Annotated in this window: 13 protein-coding genes; 1 reads left to right on the top strand and 12 read right to left on the bottom strand. The window is 62.0% G+C overall.

Going from position 1 to position 12,662, the window contains the following annotated elements; genetic code table 11:
- Nucleotide 1: 1 nt before the first annotated feature.
- From ACFP2T_RS35730 to ACFP2T_RS35685, 10 genes are all read right to left on the bottom strand, one after another.
- The gene (locus ACFP2T_RS35730) at nt 2–433 is read right to left on the bottom strand and encodes a hypothetical protein (RefSeq protein WP_377429760.1); all 432 of its coding nucleotides are present in this window, start codon (nt 431–433) and stop codon (nt 2–4) included.
- On the bottom strand, nt 434–793 hold the full coding sequence (locus tag ACFP2T_RS35725) for a hypothetical protein (RefSeq protein ID WP_377429758.1): 360 nt from the start codon (nt 791–793) through the stop codon (nt 434–436).
- 349 nt (nt 794–1,142) lie between these two features.
- Nucleotides 1,143–1,694, bottom strand: coding sequence for a hypothetical protein (locus tag ACFP2T_RS35720; protein WP_377429755.1), 552 nt, complete (start codon nt 1,692–1,694; stop codon nt 1,143–1,145).
- Nucleotides 1,695–2,681 (bottom strand): glycosyltransferase family 4 protein, encoded by a 987-nt coding sequence (locus ACFP2T_RS35715; protein ID WP_377429753.1) that lies wholly within the window; start codon nt 2,679–2,681, stop codon nt 1,695–1,697.
- Between the two features lie 156 nt (nt 2,682–2,837).
- Nucleotides 2,838–3,929: a phage major capsid protein gene (locus ACFP2T_RS35710; protein WP_377429751.1), complete on the bottom strand. Its 1,092-nt coding sequence runs from the start codon at nt 3,927–3,929 to the stop codon at nt 2,838–2,840.
- Between the two features lie 71 nt (nt 3,930–4,000).
- A complete protein-coding gene (locus ACFP2T_RS35705; RefSeq protein ID WP_377429749.1) occupies nt 4,001–4,513 on the bottom strand; it encodes a hypothetical protein in 513 nt (170 codons plus the stop codon).
- Between the two features lie 16 nt (nt 4,514–4,529).
- Nucleotides 4,530–6,164, bottom strand: coding sequence for a phage portal protein (locus ACFP2T_RS35700; protein WP_377429747.1), 1,635 nt, complete (start codon nt 6,162–6,164; stop codon nt 4,530–4,532).
- Between the two features lie 18 nt (nt 6,165–6,182).
- Entirely contained in the window at nt 6,183–7,361 is a 1,179-nt protein-coding gene (locus ACFP2T_RS35695) for a hypothetical protein (protein ID WP_377429745.1), read from the bottom strand.
- Between the two features lie 789 nt (nt 7,362–8,150).
- Complete coding sequence (locus ACFP2T_RS48190; protein WP_465264284.1) at nt 8,151–8,624, bottom strand: phage terminase small subunit; 474 nt, start codon at nt 8,622–8,624, stop codon at nt 8,151–8,153.
- The gene (locus tag ACFP2T_RS35685; RefSeq protein ID WP_377429739.1) at nt 8,617–8,913 is read right to left on the bottom strand and encodes a hypothetical protein; all 297 of its coding nucleotides are present in this window, start codon (nt 8,911–8,913) and stop codon (nt 8,617–8,619) included. Before ACFP2T_RS35685 ends, ACFP2T_RS48190 begins: the two co-directional genes overlap by 8 nt.
- Before the next feature lie 96 nt (nt 8,914–9,009).
- Between ACFP2T_RS35685 and ACFP2T_RS35680 the strand changes: the two genes are divergently transcribed.
- Entirely contained in the window at nt 9,010–10,275 is a 1,266-nt protein-coding gene (locus ACFP2T_RS35680) for an APC family permease (RefSeq protein ID WP_377429737.1), read from the top strand.
- On the opposite strand, the gene ACFP2T_RS35675 is transcribed toward ACFP2T_RS35680, so the two are convergent.
- Together ACFP2T_RS35675 and ACFP2T_RS35670 are read right to left on the bottom strand one after the other, a co-directional pair.
- The gene (locus ACFP2T_RS35675; RefSeq protein WP_377429735.1) at nt 10,259–11,458 is read right to left on the bottom strand and encodes an MBL fold metallo-hydrolase; all 1,200 of its coding nucleotides are present in this window, start codon (nt 11,456–11,458) and stop codon (nt 10,259–10,261) included. The two genes, ACFP2T_RS35680 and ACFP2T_RS35675, sit on opposite strands and share 17 nt — an antisense overlap.
- A gap of 98 nt (nt 11,459–11,556) precedes the next feature.
- Complete coding sequence (locus tag ACFP2T_RS35670; protein ID WP_377429733.1) at nt 11,557–12,576, bottom strand: serine hydrolase; 1,020 nt, start codon at nt 12,574–12,576, stop codon at nt 11,557–11,559.
- Nucleotides 12,577–12,662: the final 86 nt, after the last annotated feature.

Raw genomic sequence — 12,662 nt, 5'->3', positions numbered from 1 at the left:
CCTATGGGAGCGGAATTGTTTCGGGATCGGGAGTGGTGGTGAGGCGGAGGGTGAAGAAATAGCGATTCGACTCCGATAGCCGGTCGTAAGCGTCGATCGCTCCGACCTCTTCGACTACTCGGTGAATTCGCACTCCGCAGCCGCGATAGATTTTGGCTGCGCGAAAGAGGCTCGCCTCTGCGATATTTGAGATGTCCTGACAGGCATTGTCAGACTCGGCGTAAATATAGAAATCAAGCCGGGGCTTAGAGATCTTCGGCCACTTGTTCAACCCGCCTTCGCGAGTAACAGTGATCCACCTCTGAGGCTTGCTCCATCCGACGAGATCTTTCGCGATATTCGTCAGTGCATACGGAGTTAGCTCAGGGGTGTAGTTGGTGAGGATGTCTACCGCTGCGCCGGCTGGATCTCCATGGAGAATCCATTCAGCCAACTAGTCAGTCTCGTTTCCTAGGCGATCGAGGGCCTTCCTCATCGGCGCATAGCCGAGTGCGAAAGTCGGCCCGTTGCCCGGATGGGCGCCCCACTCGACGAAGTTGGTCCCGCCGTCGCGGTTGACCACTCGCAGCCTCCGTCCACGCTTCCGGACGGCAAAGCTTCGGTTGTAGATCGGCGGGGTATATTCCGACTTCCGGTTACCGGGCTCGGTTTCAGCAGCGTCAAAGATTTCGATGGCGTAATCGATCAGCTTCTCGGCCCGATCTCGGGCGAGAGCTTCGCCCCGTGGTCCCTCAGCAATTTGGATCATTTTTCGGCGGTCCAGGTGGAGATTTCGGATTCGGAATCGAGCCACTATCCCTCCCTGTGCCTCATTGAAAATGCGATGTGGTGTGGTCGGTCTTCGAGGTCGTACCACTGATCCGGGAAGGCATAGACCTCCCACGTGATCCCTCGATAGAGAGCCCTATCGGAGGGCTCAGGCAGGGGAGAGTCACCAGGGGCGTAGACGCGAATGGAGCTGCGAGCGTGCTCCCGGTTGTCCTCGTTCTCTACGGAAAGCTTCTCGCTTAGCGCGTACGGCTGCACCGAGCAGCCGATGAGGACGATCTGTGTGGGGTTATCCCAGTCCCGGTAGTAGGACCCACTCCGGCTGTCGTGGACCAACGGAGCACGGAGGAGGATCACAGTGGAGCTGCCGACAGCTACAGGCGCCATGACCGCGCCACCCCTCGATAGGCGTCCAGCGCCGAACTACCGAAGGACGAGAAATCCAGCTCTCCGAATGGGCGGAAGCGATAGGTAATGTCGCCTACGGTCTTCTCAGTGAGGTCGCCGGTTTGGTTGTCTGCGTCGATCCTGCCGACGACAGCTTCAATGGCGGCGTGCTTGATGTCCTCGGGGACCTCGGCGGTGGTGTACCCGTAGGTGTAGGTGATGTCTACAACCCCATATGGACAGAGCCCGTAGACCTCTGAGAGGCCATCAAATACCGGGAGGTAGTACCACCCCGAGGCGTAGGGATCTGTGTCGACTGGGGCGATGTCAGACACCTCTACGACCGGGCCGAATAGTTCGATGATTCCCCGGCCGTCGGCTCGGTATCGAACGGTCTCGTCAGTGTGGAGTGAGAAGGCCACTCCGGTCTCAGACTCGATGTAGGCGGTTACGGCGTCGATGAGGTATTGGTAGTATTCCTCTTCGCCAGGGAGGATCGGGCGGTTAAGGGCTACCTCCAGGTCGTCTAGGGTGAACACTCACACATCCTTGAAGTTGTAGTAATCCTGTAGCCCTCCCTCGTGGATGATTTGAAACATCAACTCGACGTCGGCTAGTTCTTGCTGGGACTGGCTGTAGAGAAAGGCGGACCTCTGTAGTGGCTCACCGCAGATGAGGCGCTTGCGCCAGTAGGCTGCATATAGCTGCGCATTCCAGGAGTCGTAGTTGCCATAGTCGGCATACAACGCTGCATCCCCCATCGCCTCTACGAGGCCGGGAGTAGGAGTACAGATAGATGGGATGCCGCTAGCTGCGGCCTCAACTGCAACCCGGCCGTAGGACTCGTATTTGCTGGGGACCAACAGCACTCGTGTCTGCGCGTACACAGAGGTGATGTCGTCTGTGTGGTCCAGATAGGAGACGTTGGGGAGGTCTACGTAGCCCTGGACGCCGTAGGCGCCTCGCACCCCTAGAAACTCCATTGTGGGATTCCTGCGGGCTAGTTCAAAGAAGGTTGCTTGACCCTTGTCGTAGTGGTTGTCCTCTCCAGTGGAGAGGTTGATGAGGGTGACGTACCGTCGCTCTCCATCGGTGGCGTACTCCGCAGGGTCTACGACCGGATGAAGGATTTCACCAGGAGTCCAGGCGCCCTGCTCTTGGCAGCTCCGCCGTACCCACTCGGTGTTGTAGATAGCCGCGTCGCTCTGGGTAGCGAGCATCCGAGCTGTGTAGGAACCGTCGTTGTGTGCGTAGTGGACGACGGGGGTGCCAGTCATCCTGCCGAGCAGACCAGCCCTGTAGGAGCTGGTGAGCTGAGTGAGGCAGACGTCGGCCCACTGGAAGTATTCGAACGGCGCCGCCTTCGCCTCCCTCGGTGAGGAGGTGGTGACGACCTCAACGCCGTCCAGGTGGTAAGACGGGACGTCGGTCGTCTCCGCCACCAGGGCGATACAGTCGTGGCCCTGATCTTGCAGGCGCCTTAGGAGGGCATGTAGGCTGATCTCCCCTCCAGCGTTGTGGAGCATTCCCTGATACCGGTGGGCGTAGGCGAGGATTCTGATCTGAGACTCCTGGTCTGATAACTAAAGACTTCCGTCCGGGCTGAGGAACATCCCGTTCCCTAGGCAACTCACCGGACGGGATGGGACCGGCCCCCTCTACCCGAGGGGGCCGGTTTCCTATTAGCTGCTGAAATCAGCGTCCGGACGAAGGACACTGAAGGGGTACTCGCCACCGAGCCGCATAAGCGGATTAATGACGTTCGCAGCAACCCGGAAGGTTGCACGAAGGACCTTTGCGTCCTGCTGGAAGGTGTTGAGGACAAGCGTCCCAGCCTGGTTGAAGATAGGCGCGGAGTCGGTCACCGCGAATTCGATATCCTGCCGAATACCAATCTTCAGGAGGTTCCACTGCCCCGCGATAATCAGGGCGTCGTCCTTATGGGTATTCCAGATACCCGACCGGACCTCAGCGAGAGATTCGCCGTAGACAGTCTGAGCCGGACGGCCATCCATGCCAACGAGCGAGCCCTGATAAATCGGCTCACCGTTATTACCGCGCATCTGGACGAGCTTCCATTTAAAACCGGGGTAGGTCACAAACCCGGTCGGCGCGTAACCGTCCTCCGCCATCTGCTCCGCAAGAGCAGCAATGGCAAGGCCGTAGTCAATCCGAGCCGGCGAGGAACCCTGCACGGGATAGGACGTTGCCGCGATCGAGTTACCCCGACCGAGCGCATCCGGAAGGATGCCCCGGAAGCCGGAGGCAACCCAAGAAGTCGGGACCTCCTCGCCGAAGAGAATCGCGGCGTCCAGCTTCTTAGCCATAGCCTCTACGAGATACGGCTTGATCTCTTCAAAATCGACGTCGCTGTCCGCCTTCCACGTATCCGGAAGGGGGACCAGAACGGCCATCTCTTCCGCTTCCATACGCTTCTGGGTCCACGTCATCGACGTGGTCTGCTTCATCGCCAGATCCTTTGCCTCACGGCTAGAATCAGGCTGGCTGGAACCCGGACCAAAGGACGGCTTGTCGGTCGCCGCAGTACCCTTGATCCAGTAAGCCTCAGGCAGGGTTTCAGTGAGGTTGAAAATCTTCTCACGCCGGCTCATACGGCTTACGGCGCCGAGCTGGAGAGCAGCGGAGCCGGTGATTACGTCGTCCAGGATTTCGCTTGCGATCTCCGGGGGAAGCTCACGAACGCGGGCGCCGACCGAAGAGATCGACGGGTCCTGTTCGTGGCGGTAAAGACCCTTAGTGGTCTCAATAGCCAAAAGAAATACTCCTATTCAGGGCAACAAAAAAGGCAGCCGAAGCTGCCTCAGGAAGGTTTTTGCTTAGAGGGTTAGTTGCGCTGCCCCCAGATGAGGGCTGCCATGTAGTCGTTAGCGAGAGTCTTCGTATCCTTCGGACCCGAGTTCACTGGCTCGCCACGGTTGCCGGCAAAGACGTCACTAGCGCCGACCTTCTTGGTTGGCGTCGTCTTTCCGGCGAGCTTCATTGCGGAAGCTCGGATTTCCTCCCGAGTGCTACCAGTGACAAACTCAGTGAGGTCGTCATCAAGACCTGCGGCAAGGGCAGCGTTTTCGCGCAGAAGAGTCAGCCGATCCTTTTCTGCGGTCTCAGCGCGTTCGTTTGCCTTCTCGATCTCCGACTTCTGGGATTCCTTCCAGGCGCGGAATTCTTCAAGCTCAGCTTCCTTCGCCTGCTTGGCGGTGCGATGCTTCGCATTCTCAGTCCGGAGAGTCTTGACGTAATCGACCAACTCCTCTTGAGAGAGCTGGTCTAGCGTCTTCTTTTGCTCTACGACCTCGGTCGTCTCGGTAGCTTCGACTTCCTGAGTCTCTTCGGTGGACAACTTCTATTTTCCCCTTCTAGGGCTTATTGCTGACGGGAGCTGGTTTGGTGGCCTTAGCCACCTGTATCTGTGATTCGGTCTGGAGTTGCAGTTGAGCGTCTTCGCGCTCTTGCTGCTCTGCCTGATAGGTCTCAGCGGCAGCAATGAGTTGTTCGGTCTGGTCAGGGTCGAGATTCATCATTTGAGCCAGGACAGGGACCAGGAATGGCGGAGCACTGGCGAATGCCGTCGAGAACTTCAGCACCGCATCTGCTTTCTCTGCCAAACTCCGGACTTCCGGATCTCCCCAGATGACTTCGGCATCTAGCTCTTTCGCCTTCGTCTCGTCACCCTTGAGCTTGAATACGAGGCGCATAGCCTTCTCAAGAGCCCACCCGACACTCCGCTGCCGTTCACGGATTCGCATAACGAATCCAGATTCAGCCTGCGTCAGCGTGTCTCCAGAGATATTCGCTAGCCGGCCCATCAGATAGTGGGCGGGGAGCTGCTGAATCGTGGCAGCGTCAATGACGTCATCTCGGACCGCAGAGAGGATCTGAGTGATATCGACCTGATCGAAGTCACCGAATTTGGCATCAGGCGCGGGGACATGCCACAACGTATCCGCCCCAGGGTCAAACGGGGGCTTCTGATCTACGCCAGCCTTGCCCTTCTTTCCGACCTGGGCAATCTGACCACCGGTCATCCACCGTTGGCGGTAAGCCTGGGATTTAGTAATCACCAGTCGGTCAAGGATGGTGAGGTTAATTCGGTCCTGGACTGAGAAGATTCCCTCAGCCTCGCTCTTGCCATCTGGCCGCCACTGGCAGCGGACTAGGTTGACCTCGCCTAGCTCATTCGGTAGCCGGCGACTCTCGGAGAAACCGCCGTTAACCATCGCGACCGATGCACTGACGGACTCGCTGTTAGAAGGCCCGTAGTAGACGTGGATCTCATCTGGCAAACAAAGAACTGCGACAGTCCTACCGAGGTAGATATCTCGCCACAACCGGATCGAGGCCAACGCTCTCGTTGGCCGGATAGGGTCCGGGAAGACGTGACAGACTCGCGGATCTTCTACGGTGATAACAGGTTCGTCGGAGTCGTCATCCGGGGGACTGACGAGCAGATAGGATTCCCCGAAGACTGCGGCGTACCGCAAAAACTGTGGCATCTGGAAGTCCATGTCATTAGACATCCAGCTATTCCGGGCGTCTACATCAGCAACGCCCTTCCGGCCCTCTGAGGGCTTCTCTGAGGGACTTTCGTCGTTGGAGCTAACGTCCCCACTGGGTTTCGGTTTTGGGCTCTTAGAATCGCTCTCAGCGCCAGCACGACCAAATCGGAAGCCCTTGACCTCAAGTCTCGGGAGGATGGCGTTAGTCGCCAGTTCTACGTAGTTCGTCTTGGCTTTCTCTTGAAAACTCCGGAGGGCTTTGACGTACCTCGGATCACCGTTCGGTAGAGGGTGGTCGCCCTCGACGTAGGCCAGGCGGACGGCGTGATCTCGTTGCTTCCCCTCAATCGCGAGGATGCCTTGGTAGAGCCACCATTCCGGGCTGCCAGGCGGGAAGTTGGTTCCTGTTGAGGCGGTATTAGAGAGTTGCCAGTTGTAAGGCTGGCCCTGGCCTTGGTTGCCAGGAGGTACGGTTAGGGTGCCGCTATACGGCATTCGTCTCCCGTCTAGGGGCTAATAGGCATACATCGTCCTATCGACTTCGGGCGCCAGGCCCCCACGTTCGATGGCTTCTTTAGCCGCCTCAAGGGCAAGGACGGCAGCCTGAGCTACAGAGATATAGCGTTTGCTGTCGGCGGTTTCTTTTCGGAGGAGGTCGCCCTGAGGGGTTTCGAGGATGTGACAGGCAAGGATGTGGCGTTCAAGGATCGGTTGTTCGTTCCAGACGACTCGCTGAGCCTTGACCGCGCTTTCAAACTGTTCGACTGCCTTCGCAGCCTTCGCCTTACTCGAAAACCAAAACTCCTCTACGACGTCCTCATGGTCTGCGGCCCAACGGCCGATGATGTCTTGGTAGGAGGTTGGATCAGCGAGTGCGAAGAAGACATCCCTCTTCGCAAACTGCTTCCTCATGAATTCGTCAACCTCGACGTAATCGACCTCCCAGTCCCGAGGGGCGTTCTCGGGTTTCTCCCAAACCTTCAGGACGAAAACGGCTTGGTCGCGAAGCCTTACAGCGACCACGGCTGCGGCACCGTTCCGGACGGCACCTTTGAAGCCGATGGCTATTCTGTCGGTCTTCTTTAGGGGCTTGAGTTTGTCGTTACGACAGGCATAAACCTCGGCAGCTTTAAGCCACCCTGACTCACCCGTCGTCATCTCGTTGAAATAGAATCGTCGGCAGGTCGATTCCCGGTTAGAGGGGTCGTTGATTTCCTGCCAGATTCTTTCGAGGTCTACCCATTTGGCGTCGCCATAGCAAACCTCTAGCGCAGGCATCGCTTGTTCTCTGTCGTAGATGTCTTCTACGTGAACAGAAACAGAATCGAATAGAAGGGACTTGTCATAAGACTGTCCCGACTGGATCTGTTCCCAATAGCGATGGCTTTCCTCGGCTACGCTATTCTCACCTGGACTCGGCGCATTGGTGGTCTCAATCATTCGACCACCCATTTTCCCGAGGTTACGCCGCAATGCTTCTGCCAATTGCGGACCGTGTTCCGCAGGAACCCAAAGCCCCGTTTCATCGGCGCAGATAAACGAACTTCTATTGCCTTCGCGGCCTCTCGGACTTGCGGTTACCTTCTCCAACTTTCGCAATTCACCGGGTACTAATACACGGGATAATGCGATATCGAGATTGTATTCATTCGCTGCCTCTCCATCGGCCAGCATTGCACCAACGAGAGTCATCGTGTTATCTGCCTGGCTATCGGAGATAGCGGCGATCTGGACTATCGGAGTAGGGAATGGTCGTCCGACTGGTTCGCCATTGGCATCCCAGCCGTCGAAATAAACTGGCCCCAGCAATTCAGCACAACAAACCGCTGCGACCAGAGGTGATTTACCATCGCCCCCGAGACAGAGCCTCGGGGGCTAATAGCCCCACCCCTTGACCCTTTCCAGGATGGCCCGGCGGTATAGGAATTTGCCGTACTCATCTACGGCGTAGAAGTGAATGAGAAACCGGGCCTGTTCGTTGGTGAAGCGCCAGGTATCTCCTTTATTGACTCCATCGGGCTGAGAAAGGTAGGTGGTACACCAATCGAGGACCCCCCAACCTAGGGACAGCTCCGGGAGTGGTCGATCAGCGAGAAGCATTAACTCTCCTGGAGTAACGTGCAGATGATGCAAATACGGGCAGTGTTACGCCGCACAGTGCGGCGGTAGCTGCGTTAGGTTTGAATGCGAGGCGGGTCCAGGGGAAAGGATGTGGTGTGGGAGACCCGACGTATCAAGAATTCGAGTACGAGGCGAGAAGGGCGATTCGACTCCGGCCAGTTGGAATAGAGGAGTCAACAGCGGCATTCAACACACTGCATGCTCTGAGGCCGGACTACGCCTACCGAATGATCAGGGAAGGCTTCGACCCTCGACCTAGAGAGGGCGAAGACGGCGAAGAGAGGGATGTCACTCTGGAAGTGTTCTTCACGAAGGTTCGGGAGTTGTGGGGAACGCGGGTAGAGGGGAGCGAATCCCCTCTTAGCCCCCGAGGTTCTTCCGATAGTCCACAGCAGCCTGACGAGTAGTCTGCTCCGCTTGAGCGATTACATCCGCAGGACCAGACCCGATAGTCATACCGAGGGAGCCACGGTCTTTGATCGTGGCTCCCATTTTCTCTAGGCGGATACGTAGTTCCGCCGAACAGGCGCGGGCGTCCTTGGGATCGCAGTCGGTCATGATGAAAGCGCCGCCCTCTTTGCTAACCATCATGTGCATGCCCCAGATGAAGTTGTGGAGCCTTGCAGAGATCAGCATTTCATGCCAGTCGGTGTCAGTCATCAGCATTGCCTGTGGAGAGTCCCGCCAGGTGTTCCACCAACCCTGAGTCATCTCGCACCACTCATAGCCCTCAGGTAGCTCGGGACCGCGTCTGACGCCATCCCAGACGAGCTTTCCTGCGGTGTGGACGTGGGGGTTTCTGTTGACGCGGTTGTCACCTTTACGCTCAGACATCGTCCGCCCTCAGAAACTCAGTCTCGGGGGCTTCAGCCCACGCGATGCTGTCCTGGCTGTACTGCACCGCCAGGAGCCCTAGGAGGCGCTGTGCGGGGGGTTTCTTCTCGGGGGTGATGTCGAAGCACCAACAGGCGTTCTGGAACCGGCTAGCGGGCTGTGAGTACCACAGACCATGGGTCTTGCTGGCGTGGTCGTAGACCACCTTTGAGACGTCGTCTACTAACGCAGACCAACGCAATTGAGAGAGTTTATCGTCGGAGTTTCCGACGCTGACGTAGACAGTCAAATGACCTCCTGGGTCGGGTGTGGGTGTAGGAGTCGCGGCGGGGGGTGGTGACGAGGCCGGACCGGGGCTCTAGGGCTCTGACCTGCACATGTATGCATGGCACAGAAAGAGGGTGCGTTTTATTCGTACATCGCGGGCGGGCTCGGGCGGGCCGGTGGCGTCTCCGGTTCGTTCATCGCGCTGGCGGCGTACAACGCCATCCAGATCGGCCTGTACGGGTTGTTCGGCGCCGTCGTCGGCGACTTCATGACGACCAAGTTCGGCGTCGAGCAGCCGTGGTGGGTGTGGGCACTGAGCGGTCTGCTGGTGGTCGGGATCCTGGGCATCCTGCAGGTCGACCTCAACGCCACGGTCCTCGCGGTACTGCTGCTCCTCGAGTGCCTCGCGGTCGTCGTCTTCGACGTGGTGTCCTTCGGCAATCCGGCGGGCGGGAGCATCAGCTTCGCCGGCCTGGATCCCGGCAACCTCTTCGCGGCCGGTCTGGGTGCCGTCCTCGCACTGGGAATCGCCTGCTTCACCGGGTTCGAGTCCGGGGCCATCTACAGCGAGGAGGTCAGGGATCCGCGTCGTACGGTGGCCCGGGCCACCTACATCGCGGTCGCCTTCACGGGCGGGTTCTACGCGCTGTCCGCCTGGGCGTTGACCGTGGCGACCGGGCCGGAGAACGCGCAGACCGCCTCGATCGAGGCCGGTCCGGGGGTGGTCTTCGGCACCCTGGCCGAGCACGCCGGTACGACGATCTCGGACGTCGCCTACCTGCTGTTCGTCACCTCGGTCCTCGCCGCCCTGCTGTCCTTTCACAACGGAGTCGCCCGGTACCTGTTCGCGTTGGGGCGGGAGCGGGTGCTGCCGGCGTACCTGAGCCGGACCGGGGTCCGGACCGGTGCACCGGCGGCCGGCTCGCTGACCCAGTCGGTGCTGGCGTTGGGCGTGGTGGTCGCCTTCGTACTGGCCGACCGGCATCCGGTGGTCGACCTGTTCACCTGGCTCAGCGGGGTCTCGGCGGTGGGTGTGGTGCTGCTGATGACGCTGACCTCCGCCGCGGTGGTCGGCTTCTTCCGGCGTCGCCCGGAGGTCGAGGTGAACACCTGGCAGCGGCTGGTCGCACCGGTGCTGGCCACCGTGCTGCTCTTCGCCGTACTGGTGGTGCTGGTGGTCAACTTCGACGCGCTGCTCGCTCCGGGGAGTCCCCGCTACCTGGCCTGGCTGCTGCCGGGAGTCACCCTGGTCGCCGGGTCGGCCGGGCTCGCCTGGGGGCTGATCCTCCGGGCCAACCGGCCAGCCGTCTATGCGGCCGTCGGGCGGGGAGTGGTCGAGCCGACGTCCACCCAGGAGGAGACCCCACTCACGCTGAGCCGCTGACGGGGGCAGCGCGGTCGGGTCGGCCGAGCGCCTGCCACCAACCGTCCACCGGGGGCGGGTGGTCCACGATCACCCGCTCACCGGGGCGCGGCACCGCCAGGCGTACGCCCCGGGCCTTCGCCTCCCGCCACAGCCGGTCGACCGGCTCGGTCCAGGCGTGCGGGGCGAGGTTGAAGGTCCCCCAGTGCACCGGAACGAGGAGGCCGCCGCGCAGGTCCAGGTGCGCGGTGACCGCCTCCTCGGGCACCATGTGGATGTTCGGCCAGGCGACGGCGTAGGCGCCGACCTGCATCAGCGTGACGTCGAACGGACCGTGCCTGGTCCCGATCTCCGCGTAGCCGTCGAAGTAGCCGGAGTCGCCGGAGCAGAACACCCGGCGGTGCCGGCCGGAGATCACCCAGGAGCCCCAGAGGGTACGGTCCCGGACGAGCCCCCGTCCGGAGAAGTGCCGGGCCGGGGCGGCCGTGAAGTCCAACCCGGCAACGGTCGCGCGTTCGGTCCAGTCCAGCTCGACGATCCGGTGTGGCGGGACCCCCCAGCGTTCCAGGTGGGCGCCCACGCCGAGGGGTACCAGGAACGATGCGGACTGGCCGTGTCGCAGTGCGCGTACCGTCGCCATGTCCAGGTGGTCGTAGTGGTCGTGCGAGATCAGGATGGCGTCCAGCCGGGGGAGCCGGTCCAGCGGCACCGGCACCGGGTGCAGCCGCCGGGGGCCGACGAGGGTGGACGGCGAGCACCGGTCGCTCCAGACCGGGTCGACGAGCACCCGGCGACCCTCGATCTCGATCAGCGCGGACGCGTGGCCGTACCAGATCACCCCGAGTTCTCCGGCCGGTGTCGACGCCGGCGGGGCGGCGTCCGGGACGAGCACCGGAACGCTGCCGCCCGGCCGTCGGGACTGTCCGCCGAGGAGCAGGTCACGGAGCATCTCGCGGCCGGTGCCGGGCAGCATGGTGCGGGTACTGACCGGGTTCTGGAATGCTCCGGCGCGGAACTGGGGGGAACGGCGTACCCGGTCGGCCCGGGCGCCCCCGGGGAGCCGGCCGAGGGCGGCGGGCACGTCCCGGACCGCCCAGGCCGCCACGGCGAGCCCGGCCACCGCGACGGCGCCCAGCACCCGCCGCCGACGGCGGGCCCGGGCGCTCGTCGCCGGGACCCCGCCCCGACCTGGTACCGCACGCATCGGCCGTCGCCCCCTCGTCTCCTGCGAGGGTACGCCCGAGCCGGCGCCCGCCTCCCCGCCTCCTCCGCCCGGCCCCCGCTGCCGGACGCCCGGTCGGCTCAGCCGCCGTTGGTCGGCCGGTACGGGGAGGTCCGCCGCGCCGGGACGGACGTGTTACGCAGCCCGTCCACCGCCTCGATGAAGCCCGGTCCCATCGCGGCGCGGGCCTGCACCGCCGGGTGGGTGGCGCCGAAGTTGTCCGCGTCGGCCTGTCCGTCGGCGAACAGGACGTAGGTCAGCACCGGGGCGCCGGCCGGATCGAAGACGAGCCCGGCCTCGTGGCGGGCGTCGGCGAACCAGCCCGCCTTGGTCGCGATCCGGGCCCGCTCGGCCGAGGACATGGTGCGGCGGATCCCGTCGTTGAACGCGATCGGGGCGCGGAGCTGGTTCAACAGGAAGGTGGTCGAGGTGGCGGAGAGCAGGGTGCCCCGGACCAGCGCCTGGAGCAGGTCGTGGGTCTCCCGGGCGGTGCTGGTGCCGAGGAAGAACCGGTTCGGGTTGGCGACCGGCTCGACCTGGGTCTTCGGGAAACCCTTGGCGACCAGGATCTGGTTGAGTTCGGCGGCCGGGCAGACCAGCCCGCAGAGCCGGACGGCGGTGTCGTCCGAGACGGTGAGCAGCGCGGCGAGCGCGTGTCCCAGGGTCACCGAACTGGGGTATGCGCCGTCCAGGCTGAAGATGCCGTCGCCGCCCGGCACCACGATCGCCGAGGTGACCTCCACCCGCTGGTCCAGGGTGAGCAGACCCCGGTCGACCTTGTCGAGTACGGCGGTGGCGACCGCGATCTTGTTGACGCTGTACGCCTCGACCACCGTGTCGGCGTTCTCCCCGACGGCGGGTTGCGGGGTGGGTCCGCTCCCGCTGGCCACGCTGAGGTACGTGTACCAGTTGCCGCCGGCCCGTTCCTTCTCCCGCCGGTACAGCGCCGCGACCTGGGACGCCCGGTTCCGGGAGGACTCCGAGGCCCCTTCTCCGGTGCTCGGTGCGGCCATCGCCGGAGTGGCGGCTCCGAGCACCACGCCGGCGGTGGCAACGGTGCCGATGCCCAGTGCGGTCCTGCGGTTCAGCGTGCTTCCCACGTCGTGCTCCCCCATAACGAGACCCTTTCGCCGACCGTCGCCCAGCGCGAATCGTCGCTCACGCGCTGGTTGCCAGAATTGCGGCT

The sequence above is a fragment of the Plantactinospora solaniradicis genome (assembly GCF_042658085.1).
Lineage (GTDB): Bacteria > Actinomycetota > Actinomycetes > Mycobacteriales > Micromonosporaceae > Plantactinospora > Plantactinospora solaniradicis.
Note: the sequence above shows the minus strand (reverse complement) of the source record. Positions and strands in the feature narration are given on the sequence as shown.